We start from the raw sequence: 19,554 nt of genomic DNA, 5'->3' as shown, positions 1-19,554 counted from the left end.
CTCCTATAGTTTGCTTCGTTCTTTATTTGATATTTATATTATACACCCCTATTTTATAAATGCAATAGTTTTTTTAATAATTTTTAACAATCTTTTTTGCTTGTTATTTATTGTCTTTTTTTTAACAATTCAATCGCATTGTTTTATATTTCTACATATAAAGTTTTCGAAAATAAAATTAGAGACGTAGTTTCCTACGTCTCTAATTGTGTATTTAAATATTATTTTCCGTAATATACTTTTAAGTACATTTCTTTAATTTCTTTCATCAATGGATATCTTGGATTAGCTCCTGTACACTGATCATCAAATGCTTGTTCTACCATTTCATCTAATGTTTCTAAGAAGTATTTTTCATCTACTCCATATTCTTTAATTGTTTTCTTAATTCCAACTTTTGCTTTTAATTCATCAATCTTCACTAAGAATTTTTCAAATGTTTCTTTATCATCTTTTCCTACAACACCACAGAATCTAGCACATTCAGCGTATCTTTCTAATGCATGTGGATACTGATACTGTGAAAATGTTCCCATTTTTGTAGGCACATCTGTTGCATTAAATTTCATTACTTCATTGATTAATAATGCGTTTGCAACACCATGTGGTAAATGATGGAAAGCTCCTAATTTATGTGCCATTGAGTGGCATACTCCAAGGAAAGCATTTGCGAATGCCATACCTGCCATGCAAGAAGCATCTGCCATTTTTTCTCTTGCTTTTGGATCATTTGCACCATTTTCATATGCTGATGGTAAATATTCAAAAATATTTTTCATTGCTTTTAAAGCAAGTCCATCTGTATAATCTGTTGCTAAAATAGATGCATATGCTTCTAATGCATGTGTTAAAGCATCAATACCTGAAGCGCTTGTAAGTCCTTTTGGTTGACTCATCATATTGTCTGCATCAATAATAGCCATTTTAGGAAGTAATTCATAATCTGCTAATGGATATTTTACTCCTGTTTCTTCATCTGTGATAACAGCAAATGGTGTTACTTCTGAACCTGTTCCTGAAGATGTAGGAATTGCTACGAAATATGCTTTTTCACCCATTTTAGGGAATGTGTATACTCTCTTACGAATATCCATGAAACGCATAGCCATATCCATAAAGTCTGCTTCTGGATGTTCATACATTACCCACATGATTTTACCTGCGTCCATTGCTGAACCACCACCAAGTGCAATAATTACATCTGGGCCAAATGCTCTCATAGCTTCTGCTCCTGCTTTTGCACAAGCAAGTGTTGGGTCTGGAGCTACTTCATAGAAACATGTATGTTGGATTCCCATTTCATCTAATTTTTCTTCAATTCCTTTCACATAACCGTTGTGATATAAGAAACTGTCAGTTACGATAAATGCTTTCTTTTTACCCATTACTGTTCCAAGTTCATCAAGTGCTACAGGCATACAACCTTTTTTGAAGTAAACCTTTTCAGGTGCTCTAAACCAAAGCATATTTTCTCTCCTCTCGGCAACTGTTTTAATGTTAATTAAATGTTTTACACCAACGTTTTCAGATACAGAGTTTCCACCCCATGAACCACAACCTAATGTAAGAGATGGTGCTAATTTAAAGTTGTAAAGGTCACCGATACCACCTTGAGAAGAAGGTGTATTCACTAAAATACGGCAAGTTTTCATTGCTGCTGCGTGTTTTGCTAATTTTTCAGATTGTGCTGGATGAATGTAGATAGAAGATGTATGTCCGTATCCACCATCTGCAACTAATTGTTCTGCTTTTGCAATTGCTTCATCAAATGTTTTTGCTTTGTACATTGCAAGTACTGGAGATAATTTTTCGTGAGCAAACTCTTCTGAAAGATCTACAGATTCAACTTCACCAATTAAAATCTTAGTATCTTCTGGAACTTTTACTCCTGCAAGTGCAGCGATTGTATGTGCTGACTGTCCAACGATTTTTGCATTTAATGCTCCGTTAATAATAATTGTTTTACGAACTTTTTCAATTTCGTCTTTCTTTAAGAAATAACATCCGCGAAGTGCGAATTCTTCTTTAACTTCTTTATATACCCCTTCTAAAACAGTTACAGACTGTTCTGAAGCACAAATCATACCATTATCAAATGTTTTTGAATGAATGATTGAGTTTACTGCCATTTTAACATCAGCTGTATCATCAATGATAACTGGTGTGTTACCTGCACCTACACCAAGTGCTGGTTTTCCTGAAGAGTATGCTGCTTTAACCATACCAGGACCACCTGTAGCAAGGATTGTATCTGCACCTTTCATTACTTCATTTGTTAATTCAAGTGATGGTACATCAATCCAACCAATAATTCCTTCTGGTGCACCAGCTTTAACTGCTGCATCTAAAACAACTTTCGCTGCTGCAATTGTTGATGCTTTTGCACGTGGATGTGGGCTGATGATGATTGCATTTCTTGTTTTTAATGCGATTAATGTTTTGAAAATCGCTGTTGATGTTGGATTTGTTGTTGGAATAACTGCTGCAATTAAACCAATTGGTTCTGCAACTTTTTTAATTCCGTATGCTTTATCTTCTTCAATTACTCCGCAAGTTTTTGTATCTTTATATGCATTGTAAATATATTCTGCTGCGTAATGATTTTTGATTACTTTATCTTCAACGATACCCATACCAGTTTCTTCTACTGCCATTTTTGCTAATGGAATACGTTGTTTATTTGCTGCTAAAGCAGCTTCAAAAAAGATTTTATCTACTTGCTCTTGTGTAAATGTAGCAAATACTTTCTGAGCTTCTCTCATTGCTTCCATTTTTGCTGTAAGAGCTTCTACACTATCAATAATTTCTGGTACGATTTCTTTTTTCTTCGTCATTTCATTATCCTCCACGAATAAGTTCTTTTGCTTTACGTTTGTTAGTATATTATATCGTTAAATATTTGTCAATTCTTTTTTTGACATTTTTTTAACGAAGGATTTACTTTCTACATTCCGGATAATTTTACTTTTATTTTCACTTTTTTATATGCATTTTGCACAATACCAAAAATATACTTTTACTTATTATTTCATATCAGTTATATATATGATAAAATATAAACCATACTAAAAAACTAAGAAATGAGGGAGCTATAATGAAATTAATTATCTATGGAACAAAAACATGCAAAGACTGTGTAGATGCTTTAGAAATTCTAGAACAAAAAAATGTCCAATATTTATTCTTAGAATTCTCCGATAGCATAGGAAATTTAAAACGTTTTTTAAAAATTCGTGACACCCATCCAATGTTTGATCCTGTAAAAGAAAAAGGTAACATTGGTGTTCCTCTTTTTATATTTGAAGATAAAACTATGACTTTTGATTTAAACGACGTTCTTGCTAGAATAGACCAAGAAAATGCTTAGAAAACTCAAAAAACCCGATAGAGTTCTATCGGGTTTTCATATCTATTATTCTTATACTAATTCAAGAAGAACTTCCATAGCGGCGTCACCTTTACGTAAACCAATTTTTACGATTCTTGTGTAACCACCATTACGGTTTTCATATTTAGGAGCAATTTCATCAAATAATTTTGCTACTAAATCAACTTCCTTAGCACTTCTCTTTTTACCATCTTTTACTTCAACTACAGGACAAAGAACTTTAAGCATTTCTCTTCTTGCATGTAATCTAGAAGGCATATCTTTTTTAATTGTTTTTTCAACTTCATCATAAACAGTAACTTTTTTACCATCTACAACTTCTTTTACTCTTTTACCATCTTGGTCTTTACGAGCAACTTTTGCCATAACTGTAACTTCTTCAAAGTTATCTTTTTCTTTTACTGCTAAAGCAATAAGTCCTTCTGCAACTTTGCGAATTTCTTTTGCTTTTGCTTCTGTAGTAACGATTTTACCATTGTTAAGTAATGCTGTTACTTGATTTCTGATTAATGCTTTTCTTTGGCTTGATGTTCTGCCAAGTTTTCTATATTTTGCCATTATTATTTCCTCCAATTAACACGTGGTTATGCTTCTTCGGGCTTACTAGCCATGTGCTGTTGCTGTACACTTCGGGTTTATCAACAACACTCTTAGAATTCTATTCTTCACCTTGACTTAATTCTAAGCCAAGTTCTTTTAATTTAGCTAATACTTCTTCTAAAGATTTGCGACCAAGGTTACGTACCTTCATCATATCTTCTGAAGTTCTGTTTGTTAATTCTTCAACAGTATTGATTCCTGCTCTCTTTAAGCAGTTGTATGAACGAACTGAAAGTTCTAATTCATCAATACTCATTTCTAACACTTTTTCTTTTTCATCGTCTTCTTTTTCAATCATAACCTCAGCAGCCTGAGCAACTTCTGATAAATCGATGAATAATTTTAAATGTTCATTAAGAACTTTTGCTGCTAAACTTACTGCTTCATCTGGCGCTAATGTACCATTTGTATGAACGTCAAGTGTTAATTTATCAAAATCAGTTATTTGACCTACACGAGTATTTTCTACTGTTAAATTTACTCTTTCAACAGGTGTATAAATAGAATCAATTGGGATTACCGAAATTGGTAATTCACTATTTTTATTCTTATCAGCACTTACATATCCTCTACCATTTGTAATAGTAAGTTCCATGTATAATTTACTGTCTGCTCCACCATTTAATGTAGCAATTACAGTTTCAGGATTCATGATTTCAATATCTGAATCCACCTGAATATCTGCACCTGTTACAACTCCTTCACCTTCAAACTCGATATATGCAGTTTTTGGTTCGTCAGTCTCAGAAGTATTCTTGATTGCTAAAGATTTTAGATTCATTATAATCTCAGTAACATCTTCTTTTACGCCTGGGATAGAACTAAATTCATGTAAAACTCCATCGATTTTTACATAACTAATTGCTGAACCTGGCAAAGAAGAAAGCATAATTCTTCTTAAAGAGTTACCAAGAGTTGTTCCATACCCTCTTTCAAGAGGCTCTACAACAAATCTTCCATATTTTTTATCTTCTGAAATTTCTGTAATTTCAATATTTGGTTTATTAAAATCAAACACTACAAAGTCCCTCCTTTGGGTTATTAAAATATTGAGGGTGAATTTCTAAATAATCCTTATGGATTATTTAGAATATAATTCGACAATCAACATCTCGTCTACAGGAACATCAATTGCTTCACGAAGTGGAAGTTCTTTTACGCTACCTTTTAAGTTTTCAGCATCAACATCTAACCATTCAGGTACTAATCTTCCGCCTGTTACTTCTACGATATCCTTATATCTCTGAGAACCTTTGTGTTTTTCTTTAATTTCAATTGTATCTCCAGCTTTTACTAAGTAAGATGGAATATTAACCTGTTTTCCGTTTACTAAAACGTGTTTGTGGTCAACGATCTGTCTTGCTTCTCTTCTTGTTCTAGCAAATCCCATACGGAATACAACATTGTCTAATCTTGATTCAAGAAGAATCATAAGGTTATCACCTGTCATACCGTTCATTTTAGAAGCTTTTGCAAAATAGTTTCTAAAAGGTTTTTCTAAAACACCATAGATAAATTTTGCTTTCTGTTTTTCACGTAACTGAAGACCATACTCGCTCATTTTTCTATTTGCTCTTTTTAACTGTCTGTTAGATTTTTTATCAATTCCTAAATAGATTGGATCCATACCTAATGAACGACATCTTTTAAGAACTGGAACTCTATTTACTGCCATGTTCGATTATCCTCCTATTAGACTCTTCTACGTTTTGGTGGGCGACATCCGTTATGTGGTACCGGTGTTACGTCCTTAATACTTGTTACGTCAATTCCGCAAGCCTGAAGCGCACGAATTGCTGCTTCTCTTCCTGAACCTGGTCCTTTTACAAATACATCTACTGTTTTAAGTCCATGTACTAATGCTGCTTTAGCTGCTGTTTCAGCTGCCATCTGTGCTGCATACGGAGTAGATTTTCTTGAACCTCTAAATCCTAGACCACCAGCACTTGCCCATGATAAAGCATTTCCTTGAGCATCTGTTAATGTTACGATTGTATTATTAAAAGATGATTGGATATGTGCCTGTCCGCGTTCAACGTTTTTCTTGACACGTCTTTTTGTCACTTTTTTTGTAACTTTTTTAGCCATTTAAACTAACCTACTTTCTTCTTTTCTATTTTCTTCATTTGGTGAATTGCAGAGTGCATTTTCGCACTCTCATCACTTTGCACTAATTCTAAATTCAAATTATGTGCTTAACTCTTATTTCTTTTTGTTTGCTACTGTTCTCTTAGGACCTTTTCTTGTTCTTGCGTTTGTCTTCGTTTTCTGTCCACGAACTGGAAGTCCTCTTCTATGACGAATACCACGGTAACAACCGATTTCCTGTAATCTCTTGATGTTTAAAGCGATTTCTCTACGTAAATCACCTTCTACTTGATAGTTTTCATCGATTACTGCACTGATTGTTTTTACTTCTTCGTCTGTTAAATCTCTACAACGAGTATCCGGATTTACTCCAGCCTGCTCTAAAATGTTATTCGCACTTACTCTACCAATTCCGTAGATGTAAGTTAATCCGATTTCTACACGTTTGTCTCTTGGTAAGTCTACACCAGCAATACGAGCCATGTAATTTTCCTCCATTTTGAATCTTAGTAGATAAATATATACAGCCCAATGGATTCCATCGTCTGAAATGTGTGTATATACTTATCCCCATTGGTTAATATTGTCTCAAATTGGGAAGTATCTCTACTTCCAGTCACGAAACATGTGACCTTTCCCGGAAATGACACCGGGTATTATAAGCAATATACATCGGAGAATGATTTCCCTGTATATTAATAGTATCTACACACCGCCTGGTGTGTCCATACTACAGCCGCCTAATTAAATTTGTGCACTACGCACAAAATCGACAACGATAATTATCCTTGTCTTTGTTTGTGTTTAGGATTTTCACAGATTACTCTGATGCTTCCTTTTCTTTTAATGATTTTGCATTTTTCGCAAATTGGTTTAACTGATGATCTAACCTTCACGTCAAATCCTCCTTTCATCCACTGCTCTGCCTACATTGATTACCGTTTATTTGCAACTCTCTCAAAACAGTTCGCTCTATATTATAGCATTCTGTTTATTGAAAAGTCAATACTTTTTTATTTATCTCTCCAGATAATTCTTCCTTTAGATAAATCGTATGGAGATAACTCTAATGTTACTTTATCTCCTGGTAAAATTTTAATAAAATTCATACGAAGTTTTCCACTAATGTGTGCTAACACTTGGTGTCCATTTTCCAATTCTACCTGAAACATTGCGTTTGGCAATTTTTCTACTACTGTTCCTTCAATTTCAATTACATCAGCTTTTGACATATTATGCTTCCTCCCTATTATATAATTTTAAAATTCGTTTAATGGCTACATTGTCTGTCACAGGTATATCTTTATTCATTTTTCTGATAATTTGTATATGCTTATATTTTTTCTTTTTAGGCTTTTCAAATGTCCTTATTTTTCCATCTGCCAAATATACATATGAATCATCTAAATCAATTACCACATATACAGCCTCTTTGTCATGTCCTGCCTTTGACTTCGCCAGCATTCCTACTTCAAATCTTTCCATAGTAATTTCCTTTACTTTAATAAGGTCAATAACTTCGGTTCATTTTCTGTAATCAGCACCGTATTTTCGTAATGTGCAGATAAAGAGCCGTCCCTCGTAACTACTGTCCAATCATCATCAAGCCAATCTACTTGATCGTTTCCCGCATTTATCATTGGTTCTATAGCCAATGTCATTCCGGCACGTAACTTCATCCCTTTTCTGTTCATCTCATAATTCGGTATTTCAGGTGCTTCATGCAGATTTACTCCTATTCCATGTCCGCACAAATCGCGAACAACACCGAATCCTCTTTCTTTTGCATATCTGCCTATCGCTGCCGAAATTTCAAATAGGTAATGTCCTTCTTTTGCATATTTAATACCTTCAAAGAAAGATTCTTTTGTTACCTTGATTAATTCTTCTGCTTCTTTATTTATTTTCCCGATGCCATGTGTTCTTGCTGCATCAGAGTGGTATCCTTTATAAATAACTCCTGCATCAATTCCTACAATATCGCCTTCTTTTAAAATGCGTTTACTGCTTGGAATTCCATGAACTACTTCATCATTCACAGAAACACATATTGATGCTGGATACCCGTTATAGTTTAGAAAAGAAGGAATACAACCATAACTTCTGATCACTTCTTCTCCTAACCGATCAATATCCAACGTTGTCATCCCTGGATGCAATGCCTTTTCAATTTCTTCATGCACGATTGCAAGTATTCTCCCTGCTTCCGTCATTAGTTCTATTTCCCTTTGGGATTTTATCGATACAGGCATATTCTTATTCTCCTAGAATGTTTACAATTGCTTTGAATACATCTTCTAAATCCACTGTTCCATCTACTTCTACAAGAATGTTCTTATCTGTATAGTATTGAATAAGTGGCTGTGTTTGTTCATGATATACCCCGAGACGTTTCAAAACAGTTTCTGGTTTGTCATCATCTCTTAAAATTAATTCTCCACCACAAGTATCACAAATATTTTCTTCTTTTGTTGGTGCATGTACAATATGATATGTTGCTCCACATCCAACACAAGCTCTTCTACCTGACATACGATTTACGATATTATCATCTGGAACTTCTACATTGATTGCATAATCCATTTTTTCTCCAAACTCAGCAAGTGCTTTATCCAATGCATCCGCCTGTGGAATTGTTCTTGGAAATCCATCTAATACATATCCGTTTTTACAATCCTCTTGTTGTACTCGATCTACTACTAAATCAACAACTAATTCATCTGGCACAAGAAGTCCTTCATCCATATATGTTTTTGCTTTTTTCCCTAATTCCGTTCCATTTTTGATATTTGCTCTAAAAATATCTCCTGTAGAAATATGTGGAATACCATATTTTTCAGCAATTTTTTTTGCCTGTGTACCTTTCCCTGCTCCTGGAGCACCTAGCATAATAATCTTCATCATTTTCCTCCTTACTACAAGTTACATAATTTTATAAAAATGTCCGTATAGCATTTTAGTGTTCTGCATCAACTCGATATACAAGTTAACACAGGACACTAAATGATTAATTATTTAAGAAACCTTTGTAATTACGTACAAGCATTTGAGATTCAACCTGTTTCAAAGTTTCTAATACAACACCTACAATAATGATTAGTGATGTACCTGCAAATGAAACATTTGCTCCCAACCATCCATTAAAGATGAATGGAATTACCTGAACAATTACAAGTCCTACTGCTCCGATAAAGATAATATAATTTAAAATCTTTGTCAGATATTCAACTGTTGGTTTCCCAGGACGAATTCCTGGAACAAACCCACCGCTCTTTTTCATGTTGTTTGCAATTTCTAATGGATTAAATGTAATCGATGTGTAGAAATATGCAAATACGATAGTAAGTACGATGTAAAGTACTAATCCCCAAGAATATTTTAAGTTTTCTGGATTACACCAGTTATTTGAAGATAATCCTTTTAAAATTTCACTTCCAATTCCACTGCCATTACCTTTTCCTAAAAATCCAGCAATAACAACTGGAGTTTGCATTAATGAGGAAGCAAAGATTACCGGAACTACACCGGCAGTATTCACTTTTAAAGGAATGAATGTAGATTGTCCACCTACGTTCTTTCTTCCCTGCACTTTTTGCGAATACTGAACTGAAATTTTTCTTTGTCCGTCTTGAAGAACAATTACAAAAATAACTACGATAAGTAAAATTGCTAAAATAATTAATCCTGCAAGACCTGCTTTAGCAAGTGATTTGCCTTTCATAAATTTTGTGTAAAGTGTCATAAAATCACTAGGCATACGTGAAATAATATTAATCAATAATACAACCGAAATACCATTTCCGATTCCTTTTTCTGTAATTCTTTCACCAACCCACATAAGAAATGCCGAACCTGCTGTTAATGTTAATACAGCAACTGCTACATTTACAAAGTTATATTTTACAAGTAATCCACTTCTTCCAAAACCAACAGACATTGCTATTGATTCAATTAAAGCAAGAACTACTGTAACATAACGTGTAATTGATGCAATTTTCTTTCTTCCATCTTCTCCATCTTTTTGCATTTCTTCCAATTTTGGAATCGCAATTGTAAGAAGTTGCATAATAATTGATGAAGTGATATATGGTGTAATACTCAACGCAAAAATTGACATTCTCTCCAACGAACCACCTGTAAACGCGCTGAAAAAGTTGAATGCTTCACCTGTTTGGCTTTTGAAAAAATTCTGAATATATGTTGGGTCAACTCCCGGAGTTGGTAAAATTGACCCTATTCTAATAACGAGTAACATTAGAAACGTATAAAAAATACGTTTTCTAACATCCTCGATCTGAAAAGCCTTACGGAATGTCTTAAGCAATTAGATCACCTCTGCTTTTCCACCAAGAGCTTCAATTTTTTCTACTGCAGATGCACTGAAAGCATTTGCCTGAACTGTAAGCTTCTTAGTTAATTCTCCATTACCAAGAATTTTTACTCCATCTCTAGGATTTTTTACAATCCCTGCTTCGATAAGTGTTTCAATTGAAACTACTGTATCGTTATCAAATGCTTCTAAAGCATCTACATTAATACCAATGATTTCTTTTGTGTTTCTGTTAGTGAAACCTCTTTTTGGTATTCTTCTGTATAATGGCATCTGTCCACCTTCAAAGCCTGGTCTTGTGCCGCCTGAACGTGCTTTCTGACCTTTGTGTCCTTTTCCCGCTGTTTTGCCGTTTCCAGAACCATGTCCACGACCTCTTCTGAAATTATCACTGTGTTTTGATCCATCTGCTGGTCTTAAGTTTGATAAGTTCATCGTGACACCTCCTTATCCAATATTAAACTTCTTCTACTTTTACTAAATGTCTTACCTGTTGTACCATTCCTCTTGTTGCAGCATTATCAGGTAATTCAACTGTTTTGTTTACCTTTTTTAACCCTAACGCTTCAACTGTTTTTTTGTGTTTTGGTACAGCACCGATTGTAGATTTTACTAATGTGATTTTTAAATTTGCCATTTTCAATCTCCTCCTTAGCCTAAGATTTCTTCAACAGATTTACCGCGAAGCTTAGCTACTTCTTCTGGAGTTTTAATTTGACTTAACCCATTAATTGTAGCAAGTACTACGTTTTGTTTATTGTTAGAACCTAATGATTTAGTACGGATGTTTTTAATACCTGCAAGTTCGATTACCGCACGCGCTGGACCTCCAGCGATAACTCCAGTACCTTCTGGAGCTTTTTTAAGTAATACGGATGCACTACCAAATTTACCGATTAAATCATGTGTTACACTATTGTGTTCATCTAATGCAACTGTTACCATTTTTTTCATTGCATCTTCTTTTCCTTTACGGATTGCTTCAGGAATTTCTGCTGCTTTTCCTAAACCTGCACCAACATGGCCATTTCCATCGCCAACAACTACTAAAGCTGTGAATCTGAAGTTACGACCACCTTTAACAACTTTGGTTACACGTTTGATTGATACCACTTTTTCTGTTAGTTCTAATTGACTAGCATCAATACGATTTTGTTTCATGTGTGTTCCTCCTCCTAGAATTCTAATCCAGCTTCTCTAGCTGCATCTGCTAACGCTTTGATTTTTCCTTGGTATATAAAGCCGCCTCTATCAAAGACAACAGTATTGATACCTTTTTCAATTGCTTTTTTAGCAATTACTGTTCCTAAGTATGCTGCTGCATCAACGTTGTTAGTTTTTTCTAATTCTGCTTTTACTTCTTTCTGAAGAGTAGATGCTGAAACTAGAGTATTTCCAACTGTATCGTCAATAATTTGAGCATACATATGATTATTACTTCTAAACACAGCTAAACGTGGTCTTTCAGCTGTACCGCTGAAACGGTTACGTAATTTTCTATGTTTGTTTACACGAACTTCGCTTCTTGATTTTTTACTAACCATCTTCACACTCTCCTTAATTATTTTTTACCAGTCTTACCAACTTTACGTCTGATAACTTCATCAGCATATTTAATACCTTTACCTTTATATGGTTCAGGTCTTCTTTTATCTCTGATTTCAGCTGCGTATTGGCCTACTTTTTCTTTATCGATACCTTTAACAGTGATTTTGTTCTGTCCTTCAAGTACTGTTTCAACACCTTCTGGATCAGTCATTTCTACTGGATGTGAGTATCCTAAGTTTAATGTTAATTTGTTTCCTGATTTAGCTGCTCTGTAACCAACACCGTTTACTTCAAGAACTTTTTCATATCCTTGAGTAACACCAACAACCATGTTGTTGATTAATGTTCTTGTAAGACCATGTAAAGCTTTCATTCTTTTTAAATCACTTGGTCTTGTTACTACAACTTCTTCGCCTTCTTTTTTGATTTCCATTTCTACTGGAAGTTCTCTTACAAGAGTTCCTTTAGGACCTGTTACAGTCACTTTGTTGTTTTCAGCGATTTCAACAGTTACACCTGCTGGAATTGCTACTGGTAGTCTTCCTATACGTGACATACCGTTACCTCCTACACTTAAATTCTCGGAAAAACTATATAAGTTTCTCTGTTTTCAGTTGCATCGAGTTCTTAACTCGTTATTTATAGAAGTTCTTTTCACCAGGAATTACTCCAAGTGTAAAGAACGACCTCTCATTAAATTGGTTTCAACCTACCAAACGAATGCAAGTACTTCTCCACCTACGTTAAGTTTTCTTGCTTCTTTATCTGTAATAACACCCTGGTTTGTTGAAATAATTGCTGTTCCAAGTCCACCTAATACTCTAGGAAGTTCATCTCTGTTCGCATATACACGAAGACCTGGTTTTGAGATTCTCTTAAGACCTGAAATAACTTTTTCATTTTTATCAGCACCGTATTTTAATGTGATGTGAATTGTTTTAAAGCATCCATCTTCTACGATGTCATATTTTGCAATGTATCCTTCGTTGAAAAGAATATCAGCAATAGCGATTTTCATTTTAGATGCTGGAACATCTACTGTATCATGTTTAGCAGTATTTGCATTACGAATTCTTGTAAGCATATCTGCGATTGGATCACTCATAGTCATTTGAAGTTGCCTCCTTTTTCTTTACCTTTATTGTTACATCCTTCAGATGTAGTCGGTATAACCGACCACTTCTACTACGGATATCCTAGTTTTCACTAAGTTGCTTCTAATTCTACCAAGAAGCTTTTTTTACTCCAGGGATTTGTCCCTTATATGCTAATTCACGGAAGCAAACTCTGCAAATTCCGTATTTTCTTAAATATGCGTGTGGACGTCCACAAATTTTACAACGATTATACTCTCTAGTAGAGAATTTTTGTTTACGTTGTTGTTTAATTTTCATAGATGTTTTTGCCATGAAATTTTTCCTCCCTACTATTTTGTAAATGGCATATTGAACTGTGTCAATAATTCACGAGCTTCTTCGTCAGTTTTTGCTGTTGTAACAAAAATGATATCCATTCCTCTTACTTTATCGATTTTATCGTATTCGATTTCAGGGAAAATTAATTGTTCTTTAATTCCAAGAGCATAGTTACCTCTTCCATCAAATGCGTTAGGATTTACACCTCTAAAGTCACGTACACGAGGTAATGCAAGGTTGATTAAACGATCAACGAATTCATACATTTTTTCTCCTCTTAAAGTAACTTTACATCCAATAGCCATTCCTTCTCTAAGTTTGAAGTTCGCTACTGATTTTTTTGCTTTTGTAAGAACTGCTTTCTGTCCTGCAATTTTTTCAAGGTCTGCTACAGCAGATTCTAACACTTTATGATTATCTTTTGCTTCACCAACACCCATGTTAATAACAACTTTATCGAGTTTTGGTACTTCCATAATATTTTTATAACCGAATTTTTTAATCATTGCGTCAACGATTTCATTCTGGTATGTTTCTTTAAGTCTACTCAAAGTGATTTTCCTCCTTCCCTGAATTAGTCGATAACTTCGCCTGTTGATTTTGCGAAACGTACTTTTTTATCTCCGTCCATTTTAAAGCCTACTCTTGTGGCTGTTCCTTTGTGAAGATACATTACGTTAGAAGCATCAATAGGTCCTTCCTGGTGAACAATTCCACCATTCTGATTAGTTGCACTTGGTTTTGTGTGCTTTGTCAACATATTGACACCTTCAACTAATACTGTATTATCTTTTTTATTTACAGCAATTACTTTGCCTTCTTTGTCTTTATCTTTTCCGGCGATTACTTTAACTGTATCACCTTTTTTAATTTTCATTGTTGACATACAGGTACCTCCTTATAGTACTTCTGGAGCTAATGAAACAATTTTCATAAATTGTTTTTCACGAAGCTCTCTCGCTACTGGTCCAAAAATACGAGTTCCTTTTGGATTCTTGTCATCTTTAATAATTACAGCAGCATTTTCATCAAATCTGATGTAAGAACCGTCTTTACGACGTGTTTTATTTACTGTACGAACAACTACAGCTTTTACTACATCACCTTTTTTAACAACGCCACCTGGTGTTGCGTCTTTAACAGAAGCAACGATTACATCACCAATGCTTGCATATCTTCTAGTAGAACCACCTAATACACGGATGCAAAGTAATTCTTTAGCACCTGTATTGTCTGCTACTTTAAGTCTACTTTCTTGCTGTATCATGCAGGTAACCCTCCTTAAATACTATTTTACTTTTTCCATAACTTCAACAAGTCTCCATCTCTTATCTTTAGATAATGGTCTTGTTTCCATAACTTTTACTTTATCACCGATGTTGCATTCATTTGCTTCATCATGCGCTTTTAATTTATATGTTCTCTTTACGATTTTGTTGTAAAGAGGATGTTTTACGTGGTCTTCAACTGCAACTACAATAGTTTTATCCATTTTGTTGCTAACAACTTTACCAACACGTGTTTTTCTTAAATTTCTTTCCACAGTTTTGCTCCTTTCACAATTTTTACACAAAGCTCAGTATTTTATTCAGCTTTAGAAGCTTCTGTAATTACTGTCTGAATTCTAGCAATGTTTTTTCTAACTTCTTTAATTCTGCTTGTGTTATCTAATTGATTTGTTGCGTTTTGGAATCTTAAGTTAAAAAGTTCCTTTTTAGCAGCTACTAATTCTTCGTTTAATTCTGCAACTGATTTTGCTTTTAAATCTTTTACAAATGTATTAATTTTCACTGTTATCACCGCCTTCTAAATCTTCGCGAGAAACTATCTTACATTTACAAGGTAATTTGTGCATTGCAAGACGTAATGCTTCACGTGCTGTTTCTTCTGGTACTCCAGCAAGTTCGAACATAACGCGTCCTGGTTTTACAACTGCTACCCAGTATTCAAGAGTTCCTTTTCCTGAACCCATACGTGTTTCAGCTGGTTTTGTAGTTACTGGTTTGTCTGGGAATATTTTAATCCATACTTTACCACCACGTTTGATGTAACGAGTCATCGCAATACGGGCAGCTTCGATCTGATTTGAACGAATCCAGCATGGCTCTGTTGCTACGATACCATATTCACCATTTGTAATTTTATTTCCGCGTAAAGCTTTTCCTTTCATAGAACCACGGAATTGTTTACGACGTTTTACTCTTTTTGGCATTAACATAATTATTTATCGCTCCCTTCCTTAGTCTCTTTTGTTGGAAGAACTTCGCCTTTATAGATCCAAACTTTAACACCAACTTTTCCGTAAGTTGTGTCTGCTTCTGCGAATCCATAATCGATGTCTGCTCTAAGTGTCTGAAGTGGAATAGTTCCTTCACTATAGAACTCTGTACGAGCCATATCAGCTCCACCAAGACGTCCTGATACAGAAGTTTTAACTCCAAGTGCTCCTGCTTTCATTGTTCTTGACATACAAGATTTCATTGCACGTCTGAAAGAAATACGATTTTCTAATTGTAAAGCAATGTTTTCAGCAACTAACTGAGCATCTTTATCTGGTCTTTTAATTTCTTTAATGTCTACAACTAATTTTTTATCTGTAAACTTCTGAAGTTCTGTTTTTACTTTTTCAATTTCTGCTCCACCTTTACCGATTACTACGCCAGGTTTTGCTGTATAAATAATAATTTTTACACGGTCAGAAGCTCTTTCGATTTCAATCTTAGAAACTCCTGCACTGTATAATTTCTTTTTAAGAAATGTTCTGATTTTATGGTCTTCTACTAAATAATCTGCAAACTTTTCTTCTGCATACCATTTAGAGTCCCATTCTTTGATAACACCGACTCTTAAGCCATGAGGATTAACTTTCTGTCCCATTATTGCCCTCCTTATCTTTCATTAAGCACTAAAGTAATGTGGCTCATTCTCTTTTCGATTCTGTAAGCTCTACCCTGTGCTCTCGGTTTAATTCTCTTCATTGTTGGTCCTTTATTTGCGTAGCATTCTTCAATATAAAGGTTTTCAACATTCATTCCGTTGTTATTTTCAGCATTTGCAATTGCTGATTCTAATAATTTCTTTATTAAGCTTGAAGCATATCTTGGATTGTAAGTTAAAATACCAAGTGCTGTTTGTACATCCTTACCTCTAATGGCATCTAATACGAAACATGCTTTTTGAACAGAAACTCTAGCATAAGATAACTTAGCTGATGGTCTAGTGTCCTTATTTGCATTTCTCTCTCTTTTGATTTGGGATCTATGTCCTTTTGCCATGGATGAACCCTCCTTTCAAATTACAATTAATTAACGAACTCTTGATTTCTTTTCGTCTTTTCCGTGTCCTCTGTATGTTCTTGTTGCAACAAATTCTCCAAGTTTATGTCCAACCATATCCTCTGTTACATATACAGGCACATGTTTTCTTCCATCATGAACAGCAATTGTGTGTCCAATGAACTGTGGGAAGATTGTAGAACGACGTGACCAAGTTTTTATAACTGATTTATCACCTGCAGCGTTCATAGCTTCTACTTTTTTAAGTAAGCTTTCATCTGCAAATGGTCCTTTTTTAAGTGAGCGAGCCATAGGTTCTAACCTCCTTGTAAACTAACTATTTATTTGATACCTTTACCATCTCTTCTTCTAACGATTAACTTGTTAGACTGTTTGTTTTTCTTTCTAGTCTTAAGACCAAGTGCTGGTTTGCCCCAAGGTGTGCTTGGACCTGGACGACCGATACCAGTCTTACCTTCACCACCACCATGTGGATGGTCATTAGGGTTCATAACAGAACCACGAACTGTTGGTCTGAATCCCATGTGACGTTTACGTCCTGCTTTACCAATGTTAATTAAGTTGTGGTCACCATTTCCGATAACACCGATAGATGCTCTACATACGATTGGAACCATTCTCATTTCACCTGATGGTAATCTAAGTGTTGCATATTTTCCTTCTTTTGCCATTAATTGAGCACTGTTTCCTGCTGAACGAACTAACTGTCCACCTTTTCCTGGATATAACTCAATGTTATGGATTTGTGTACCTACTGGAATTTCAGAAAGTGGTAAGCAGTTACCTACTCTTACTTCTGCTTCTGGTCCATTCATAACTTTCATTCCATCTGTTAATCCTTCTGGAGCAAGAATGTATGCTTTTTCTCCATCTGCATAACAAATTAATGCGATATTTGCAGTTCTGTTTGGATCATATTCAATTCCAATTACAGTTGCTGGAATTCCATCTTTTCTTCTTTTGAAGTCGATTACTCTATATTTTCTTTTTGCTCCGCCTCCGCGGTGTCTTACAGTAATTTTACCCTGATTATTACGACCAGCTGTCTTGCTCAAAGAAACAACTAATGATTTCTCTGGTGTAGACTTTGTGATTTCTGAGAAATCAGAACCAGTCATTTGTCTTCTTGAAGGTGTATATGGGCGGTATGTTTTAATTCCCATTACTTTGTCTCCTTTCGTTACTCTGAATTATTTGTTGTCACGCTTTTATGCGTATAGTCTCTTTCACTCTCGTGTGGTTATTTTATAACCCTTCGAAAATTTCAATATCAGCCGAATCAGCTGTTAACTGAACGATTGCTTTTTTTGTTTTAGCAGTTTTTCCAAATGTCATACCACGTCTTTTTGTTTTTCCATCAAGATTCATTGTATTAACACTTTTTACTTTTGTTCCTTCGAACATTTTTTCCACTGCTTCTTTAATCTGATTTTTTGTAGCTTCTGTGTGAACTAAGAAAGTGTATTTCTTATCTCCCATAAGTTCCATACTTTTTTCTGTAACTACTGGTTTAAGGATCACATCATAATACTGAATGTTTGCCATTATGCATACACCTCCTCGATTTTTTCAACAACAGCTTTTGTTGTAACTACTGTGTTGTATTTCAAGATATCATATACATTGATTGTATTTGTTTTTGCTGTTTTAACTGCAGCGATGTTTCTTGCAGATAATTCTGCATTTCTATTATCATCTTCTAATACAACTAATGCTTTAGATACATTTAAGTTATTCAATACATTTTGGAAATTCTTTGTTTTGATTTCTCCAAAATTAATTTCGTCAAGAACGATAAATTTATTTTCTAATACTCTTGATGTAAGAGCTGATTTAAGAGCTGCTCTTTTTTCTTTTTTATTTAATTTAAAAGAGTAATCTCTTGGTGTTGGAGCAAATACCACTCCACCGCCTGTCCATTGTGGAGATCTTGTAGAACCTTGTCTTGCATGTCCTGTTCCTTTTTGTCTCCATGGTTTTCTACCACCGCCAGAAACTTCTGAACGAGTTTTCGCTTTCTGTGTTCCCTGACGTTTATTTGCAAGTTGGTTTACAACTGCCATGTGTAATAAGTGTTCATTTACTTCAACACCAAATACAGCATCGTTTAAGTCGATTGTTCCAACTTCATTACCTTCGATATTATAAACAGATACGTTTGCCATCTGTGTGTTCCTCCTTTCCTATTAAAGACTAGATTGCTTTTACGCTTTCTTTAATTGTTACTAAAGATTTCTTAGGTCCTGGAACTGATCCTTTTACTAAGATTAAGTTGTTTTCAGCATCTACTCTTACGATTTCAAGATTCTGAATTGTAATTTTCTTACTTCCCATGTGTCCTGGCATCTTTTTACCTTTGAAAACTTTACTTGGATCAGATGCAGAACCATTAGAACCTGCATGACGATGGAATTTAGAACCGTGAGTCATAGGACCTCTGTGTTGGTTATGTCTCTTAATAGCACCTTGGAATCCTTTACCTTTTGAGATTGCAGTAGCATCTACTTTATCTCCTGCAGCAAAGATATCTGCTTTGATTTCCTGTGCTAATGTGTATTCGTCAGCATTTTCAAATTTGAATTCTCTTACAAATCTTTTACCTGAAACACCAGCTTTGTCAAAATGTCCTTTTTCTGCTTTTGTTACACCGTGTCTGTGCACGATTTCTTTTTTGCCATTCTTGTCTACGTTAACAATTTTATCTTTTTTGTCAACAAAACCAACCTGAACAGCGCTGTAACCGTCATTTTCAACTGTTTTAATCTGTGTTACCACACATGGACCAGCTTGAAGTACAGTTACTGGAGTTAAAGCTCCGTCTTCGTTGAAGATTTGAGTCATTCCGACTTTAGTCGCTAAAATAGCTTTCTTCATTATAATTACCTCCTG

General features: G+C 34.7%; 33 protein-coding genes. 1 reads left to right on the top strand and 32 read right to left on the bottom strand.

The features are described from left to right. Positions 1 to 221: 221 nt before the first annotated feature. On the bottom strand, positions 222 to 2,834 hold the full coding sequence (gene adhE / locus ACY2U7_RS07170) for a bifunctional acetaldehyde-CoA/alcohol dehydrogenase (protein WP_461811926.1): 2,613 nt from the start codon (positions 2,832 to 2,834) through the stop codon (positions 222 to 224). Positions 2,835 to 3,094: 260 nt separating this feature from the next. Between adhE and ACY2U7_RS07165 the strand changes: the two genes are divergently transcribed. Continuing rightward, positions 3,095 to 3,367 (top strand): hypothetical protein, encoded by a 273-nt coding sequence (locus ACY2U7_RS07165; protein WP_461811927.1) that lies wholly within the window; start codon positions 3,095 to 3,097, stop codon positions 3,365 to 3,367. 51 nt (positions 3,368 to 3,418) lie between these two features. On the opposite strand, the gene ACY2U7_RS07160 is transcribed toward ACY2U7_RS07165, so the two are convergent. The 31 genes from ACY2U7_RS07160 to rplC all read right to left on the bottom strand — a co-directional run bounded on the left by ACY2U7_RS07160 (position 3,419) and on the right by rplC (position 19,539). After that, complete coding sequence (locus tag ACY2U7_RS07160) at positions 3,419 to 3,946, bottom strand: bL17 family ribosomal protein (protein ID WP_461811928.1); 528 nt, start codon at positions 3,944 to 3,946, stop codon at positions 3,419 to 3,421. Between the two features lie 100 nt (positions 3,947 to 4,046). Then, positions 4,047 to 5,006, bottom strand: a complete 960-nt coding sequence (locus ACY2U7_RS07155) for a DNA-directed RNA polymerase subunit alpha (protein ID WP_461811929.1) — start codon at positions 5,004 to 5,006, stop codon at positions 4,047 to 4,049. A gap of 63 nt (positions 5,007 to 5,069) precedes the next feature. Beyond that, the gene (rpsD, locus tag ACY2U7_RS07150; RefSeq protein WP_461809652.1) at positions 5,070 to 5,663 is read right to left on the bottom strand and encodes a 30S ribosomal protein S4; all 594 of its coding nucleotides are present in this window, start codon (positions 5,661 to 5,663) and stop codon (positions 5,070 to 5,072) included. A gap of 17 nt (positions 5,664 to 5,680) precedes the next feature. Next, complete coding sequence (gene rpsK, locus ACY2U7_RS07145) at positions 5,681 to 6,076, bottom strand: 30S ribosomal protein S11 (protein ID WP_009461273.1); 396 nt, start codon at positions 6,074 to 6,076, stop codon at positions 5,681 to 5,683. Between the two features lie 114 nt (positions 6,077 to 6,190). Further along, a complete protein-coding gene (gene rpsM, locus ACY2U7_RS07140) occupies positions 6,191 to 6,559 on the bottom strand; it encodes a 30S ribosomal protein S13 (protein WP_461809653.1) in 369 nt (122 codons plus the stop codon). A gap of 299 nt (positions 6,560 to 6,858) precedes the next feature. Next, a complete protein-coding gene (gene rpmJ / locus ACY2U7_RS07135; protein WP_003497809.1) occupies positions 6,859 to 6,972 on the bottom strand; it encodes a 50S ribosomal protein L36 in 114 nt (37 codons plus the stop codon). Between the two features lie 117 nt (positions 6,973 to 7,089). Beyond that, complete coding sequence (gene infA / locus ACY2U7_RS07130; RefSeq protein WP_004607275.1) at positions 7,090 to 7,308, bottom strand: translation initiation factor IF-1; 219 nt, start codon at positions 7,306 to 7,308, stop codon at positions 7,090 to 7,092. Position 7,309: 1 nt separating this feature from the next. After that, a complete protein-coding gene (locus tag ACY2U7_RS07125; RefSeq protein ID WP_461811930.1) occupies positions 7,310 to 7,561 on the bottom strand; it encodes a KOW domain-containing RNA-binding protein in 252 nt (83 codons plus the stop codon). An 11-nt stretch (positions 7,562 to 7,572) separates the two neighbouring features. Beyond that, on the bottom strand, positions 7,573 to 8,328 hold the full coding sequence (map, locus tag ACY2U7_RS07120; protein WP_461811931.1) for a type I methionyl aminopeptidase: 756 nt from the start codon (positions 8,326 to 8,328) through the stop codon (positions 7,573 to 7,575). 4 nt (positions 8,329 to 8,332) lie between these two features. Next, complete coding sequence (locus ACY2U7_RS07115) at positions 8,333 to 8,977, bottom strand: adenylate kinase (RefSeq protein ID WP_461811932.1); 645 nt, start codon at positions 8,975 to 8,977, stop codon at positions 8,333 to 8,335. A 106-nt stretch (positions 8,978 to 9,083) separates the two neighbouring features. After that, the gene (gene secY / locus ACY2U7_RS07110) at positions 9,084 to 10,400 is read right to left on the bottom strand and encodes a preprotein translocase subunit SecY (RefSeq protein ID WP_461811933.1); all 1,317 of its coding nucleotides are present in this window, start codon (positions 10,398 to 10,400) and stop codon (positions 9,084 to 9,086) included. Further along, complete coding sequence (gene rplO, locus ACY2U7_RS07105) at positions 10,401 to 10,841, bottom strand: 50S ribosomal protein L15 (protein WP_461809657.1); 441 nt, start codon at positions 10,839 to 10,841, stop codon at positions 10,401 to 10,403. Between the two features lie 22 nt (positions 10,842 to 10,863). After that, positions 10,864 to 11,043 (bottom strand): 50S ribosomal protein L30, encoded by a 180-nt coding sequence (gene rpmD, locus ACY2U7_RS07100; RefSeq protein ID WP_459640200.1) that lies wholly within the window; start codon positions 11,041 to 11,043, stop codon positions 10,864 to 10,866. A gap of 14 nt (positions 11,044 to 11,057) precedes the next feature. Beyond that, positions 11,058 to 11,567 carry a 30S ribosomal protein S5 gene (rpsE, locus tag ACY2U7_RS07095; RefSeq protein ID WP_461809658.1) on the bottom strand — a complete coding sequence of 170 codons (510 nt, stop codon included), beginning with the start codon at positions 11,565 to 11,567 and terminating at the stop codon, positions 11,058 to 11,060. Positions 11,568 to 11,581: 14 nt separating this feature from the next. Next, positions 11,582 to 11,950, bottom strand: coding sequence for a 50S ribosomal protein L18 (gene rplR / locus ACY2U7_RS07090; protein WP_461811934.1), 369 nt, complete (start codon positions 11,948 to 11,950; stop codon positions 11,582 to 11,584). Positions 11,951 to 11,967: 17 nt separating this feature from the next. Next, on the bottom strand, positions 11,968 to 12,510 hold the full coding sequence (gene rplF / locus ACY2U7_RS07085) for a 50S ribosomal protein L6 (RefSeq protein ID WP_009461304.1): 543 nt from the start codon (positions 12,508 to 12,510) through the stop codon (positions 11,968 to 11,970). A gap of 153 nt (positions 12,511 to 12,663) precedes the next feature. Further along, positions 12,664 to 13,065, bottom strand: a complete 402-nt coding sequence (gene rpsH, locus ACY2U7_RS07080) for a 30S ribosomal protein S8 (RefSeq protein ID WP_461809659.1) — start codon at positions 13,063 to 13,065, stop codon at positions 12,664 to 12,666. Between the two features lie 112 nt (positions 13,066 to 13,177). Further along, positions 13,178 to 13,363 (bottom strand): type Z 30S ribosomal protein S14, encoded by a 186-nt coding sequence (locus tag ACY2U7_RS07075; protein ID WP_009461308.1) that lies wholly within the window; start codon positions 13,361 to 13,363, stop codon positions 13,178 to 13,180. A gap of 17 nt (positions 13,364 to 13,380) precedes the next feature. Beyond that, the gene (gene rplE, locus ACY2U7_RS07070) at positions 13,381 to 13,920 is read right to left on the bottom strand and encodes a 50S ribosomal protein L5 (RefSeq protein ID WP_009461310.1); all 540 of its coding nucleotides are present in this window, start codon (positions 13,918 to 13,920) and stop codon (positions 13,381 to 13,383) included. A 23-nt stretch (positions 13,921 to 13,943) separates the two neighbouring features. After that, on the bottom strand, positions 13,944 to 14,255 hold the full coding sequence (rplX, locus tag ACY2U7_RS07065) for a 50S ribosomal protein L24 (protein ID WP_459640204.1): 312 nt from the start codon (positions 14,253 to 14,255) through the stop codon (positions 13,944 to 13,946). 12 nt (positions 14,256 to 14,267) lie between these two features. Beyond that, positions 14,268 to 14,636: a 50S ribosomal protein L14 gene (gene rplN / locus ACY2U7_RS07060; protein WP_009461314.1), complete on the bottom strand. Its 369-nt coding sequence runs from the start codon at positions 14,634 to 14,636 to the stop codon at positions 14,268 to 14,270. Positions 14,637 to 14,657: 21 nt separating this feature from the next. Further along, positions 14,658 to 14,912: a 30S ribosomal protein S17 gene (rpsQ, locus tag ACY2U7_RS07055; RefSeq protein ID WP_009461316.1), complete on the bottom strand. Its 255-nt coding sequence runs from the start codon at positions 14,910 to 14,912 to the stop codon at positions 14,658 to 14,660. A gap of 41 nt (positions 14,913 to 14,953) precedes the next feature. Next, positions 14,954 to 15,160 carry a 50S ribosomal protein L29 gene (rpmC, locus tag ACY2U7_RS07050; RefSeq protein ID WP_009461318.1) on the bottom strand — a complete coding sequence of 69 codons (207 nt, stop codon included), beginning with the start codon at positions 15,158 to 15,160 and terminating at the stop codon, positions 14,954 to 14,956. Next, a complete protein-coding gene (gene rplP, locus ACY2U7_RS07045; protein WP_009461320.1) occupies positions 15,150 to 15,587 on the bottom strand; it encodes a 50S ribosomal protein L16 in 438 nt (145 codons plus the stop codon). The genes rpmC and rplP overlap by 11 nt, the downstream gene beginning before the upstream one ends. Before the next feature lie 2 nt (positions 15,588 to 15,589). Further along, positions 15,590 to 16,246 (bottom strand): 30S ribosomal protein S3, encoded by a 657-nt coding sequence (gene rpsC, locus ACY2U7_RS07040; protein WP_461811935.1) that lies wholly within the window; start codon positions 16,244 to 16,246, stop codon positions 15,590 to 15,592. A gap of 11 nt (positions 16,247 to 16,257) precedes the next feature. Next, positions 16,258 to 16,644, bottom strand: a complete 387-nt coding sequence (gene rplV, locus ACY2U7_RS07035) for a 50S ribosomal protein L22 (RefSeq protein ID WP_004611887.1) — start codon at positions 16,642 to 16,644, stop codon at positions 16,258 to 16,260. 30 nt (positions 16,645 to 16,674) lie between these two features. Further along, positions 16,675 to 16,956 carry a 30S ribosomal protein S19 gene (gene rpsS / locus ACY2U7_RS07030; protein ID WP_461809662.1) on the bottom strand — a complete coding sequence of 94 codons (282 nt, stop codon included), beginning with the start codon at positions 16,954 to 16,956 and terminating at the stop codon, positions 16,675 to 16,677. Positions 16,957 to 16,985: 29 nt separating this feature from the next. Further along, positions 16,986 to 17,828 carry a 50S ribosomal protein L2 gene (rplB, locus tag ACY2U7_RS07025; RefSeq protein ID WP_461811936.1) on the bottom strand — a complete coding sequence of 281 codons (843 nt, stop codon included), beginning with the start codon at positions 17,826 to 17,828 and terminating at the stop codon, positions 16,986 to 16,988. 82 nt (positions 17,829 to 17,910) lie between these two features. Further along, the gene (rplW, locus tag ACY2U7_RS07020; protein ID WP_009461330.1) at positions 17,911 to 18,210 is read right to left on the bottom strand and encodes a 50S ribosomal protein L23; all 300 of its coding nucleotides are present in this window, start codon (positions 18,208 to 18,210) and stop codon (positions 17,911 to 17,913) included. Beyond that, a complete protein-coding gene (gene rplD, locus ACY2U7_RS07015) occupies positions 18,210 to 18,830 on the bottom strand; it encodes a 50S ribosomal protein L4 (protein ID WP_461811937.1) in 621 nt (206 codons plus the stop codon). Before rplD ends, rplW begins: the two co-directional genes overlap by 1 nt. Positions 18,831 to 18,858: 28 nt before the next feature. Then, entirely contained in the window at positions 18,859 to 19,539 is a 681-nt protein-coding gene (rplC, locus tag ACY2U7_RS07010; protein WP_461811938.1) for a 50S ribosomal protein L3, read from the bottom strand. Between the last annotated feature and the right edge of the window lie 15 nt (positions 19,540 to 19,554).

Source organism: Faecalimonas sp., assembly GCA_029264305.1.
Taxonomy (GTDB): Bacteria; Bacillota; Clostridia; order Lachnospirales; family Lachnospiraceae; genus Faecalimonas.
This window is presented reverse-complemented; position numbering and strand designations above follow the sequence as displayed.

Bases quoted from the DNA above. Each gene is read 5' to 3' on its own strand.
- rpsE (WP_461809658.1), bottom strand. From the start codon at position 11,567: ATGAAACAAAATCGTATTGATGCTAGTCAATTAGAACTAACAGAAAAA.
- ACY2U7_RS07125 (WP_461811930.1), bottom strand. From the start codon at position 7,561: ATGGAAAGATTTGAAGTAGGAATGCTGGCGAAGTCAAAGGCAGGACAT.
- map (WP_461811931.1), bottom strand. From the start codon at position 8,328: ATGCCTGTATCGATAAAATCCCAAAGGGAAATAGAACTAATGACGGAA.
- rplN (WP_009461314.1), bottom strand. From the start codon at position 14,636: ATGATACAGCAAGAAAGTAGACTTAAAGTAGCAGACAATACAGGTGCT.
- rplF (WP_009461304.1), bottom strand. From the start codon at position 12,510: ATGTCACGTATAGGAAGACTACCAGTAGCAATTCCAGCAGGTGTAACT.
- rplW (WP_009461330.1), bottom strand. From the start codon at position 18,210: ATGGCAAACATTCAGTATTATGATGTGATCCTTAAACCAGTAGTTACA.
- rplV (WP_004611887.1), bottom strand. From the start codon at position 16,644: ATGGCAAAAGGACATAGATCCCAAATCAAAAGAGAGAGAAATGCAAAT.
- rplP (WP_009461320.1), bottom strand. From the start codon at position 15,587: ATGTTAATGCCAAAAAGAGTAAAACGTCGTAAACAATTCCGTGGTTCT.
- ACY2U7_RS07075 (WP_009461308.1), bottom strand. From the start codon at position 13,363: ATGGCAAAAACATCTATGAAAATTAAACAACAACGTAAACAAAAATTC.
- rplO (WP_461809657.1), bottom strand. From the start codon at position 10,841: ATGAACTTATCAAACTTAAGACCAGCAGATGGATCAAAACACAGTGAT.
- rpsK (WP_009461273.1), bottom strand. From the start codon at position 6,076: ATGGCTAAAAAAGTTACAAAAAAAGTGACAAAAAGACGTGTCAAGAAA.
- rplC (WP_461811938.1), bottom strand. From the start codon at position 19,539: ATGAAGAAAGCTATTTTAGCGACTAAAGTCGGAATGACTCAAATCTTC.
- rpsH (WP_461809659.1), bottom strand. From the start codon at position 13,065: ATGACTATGAGTGATCCAATCGCAGATATGCTTACAAGAATTCGTAAT.
- rplR (WP_461811934.1), bottom strand. From the start codon at position 11,950: ATGGTTAGTAAAAAATCAAGAAGCGAAGTTCGTGTAAACAAACATAGA.
- ACY2U7_RS07115 (WP_461811932.1), bottom strand. From the start codon at position 8,977: ATGAAGATTATTATGCTAGGTGCTCCAGGAGCAGGGAAAGGTACACAG.
- rpsC (WP_461811935.1), bottom strand. From the start codon at position 16,246: ATGGGACAGAAAGTTAATCCTCATGGCTTAAGAGTCGGTGTTATCAAA.
- rplB (WP_461811936.1), bottom strand. From the start codon at position 17,828: ATGGGAATTAAAACATACCGCCCATATACACCTTCAAGAAGACAAATG.
- ACY2U7_RS07165 (WP_461811927.1), top strand. From the start codon at position 3,095: ATGAAATTAATTATCTATGGAACAAAAACATGCAAAGACTGTGTAGAT.
- adhE (WP_461811926.1), bottom strand. From the start codon at position 2,834: ATGACGAAGAAAAAAGAAATCGTACCAGAAATTATTGATAGTGTAGAA.
- rpsD (WP_461809652.1), bottom strand. From the start codon at position 5,663: ATGGCAGTAAATAGAGTTCCAGTTCTTAAAAGATGTCGTTCATTAGGT.
- ACY2U7_RS07160 (WP_461811928.1), bottom strand. From the start codon at position 3,946: ATGGCAAAATATAGAAAACTTGGCAGAACATCAAGCCAAAGAAAAGCA.
- rpsM (WP_461809653.1), bottom strand. From the start codon at position 6,559: ATGGCTCGTATTGCTGGTGTAGACTTACCAAGAGACAAACGTGTAGAA.
- rpmD (WP_459640200.1), bottom strand. From the start codon at position 11,043: ATGGCAAATTTAAAAATCACATTAGTAAAATCTACAATCGGTGCTGTA.
- rpsS (WP_461809662.1), bottom strand. From the start codon at position 16,956: ATGGCTCGCTCACTTAAAAAAGGACCATTTGCAGATGAAAGCTTACTT.
- rplD (WP_461811937.1), bottom strand. From the start codon at position 18,830: ATGGCAAACGTATCTGTTTATAATATCGAAGGTAATGAAGTTGGAACA.
- rplX (WP_459640204.1), bottom strand. From the start codon at position 14,255: ATGTCAACAATGAAAATTAAAAAAGGTGATACAGTTAAAGTAATCGCC.
- infA (WP_004607275.1), bottom strand. From the start codon at position 7,308: ATGTCAAAAGCTGATGTAATTGAAATTGAAGGAACAGTAGTAGAAAAA.